This window comes from Planomonospora algeriensis (assembly GCF_977012225.1).
The window spans coordinates 1-213 of the sequence record NZ_CDRNDK010001205.1; the positions used below are offsets into that span (position 1 = coordinate 1).

General features: G+C 67.6%; 1 protein-coding gene. It reads left to right on the forward strand.

What is annotated here, in order from left to right; all coding sequences use genetic code 11:
• The coding region (locus ACWJ6R_RS38435) for an AMP-binding protein (protein ID WP_449066861.1) at positions 1–213 on the forward strand (213 nt) is incomplete at both ends.

A 213-nucleotide genomic window follows, 5' to 3' on the forward strand; every position in this document is an offset into this window, starting at 1 on the left:
TGGAGCGGGAGCGGGTGACGGTGCTGAACCAGACCCCGTCGGCCTTCTACCAGCTCCCGCCCGCCGCCCGCGATCTCGGTGACCTGCGCTATGTGATCTTCGGTGGCGAGGCGCTGGAGGTCTCCCGCCTCGCGGATTGGCATGGCCGGGGCGTCTCCCTGGTGAACATGTACGGGATCACTGAGACGACGGTGCATGTGACGTACGCGCCGT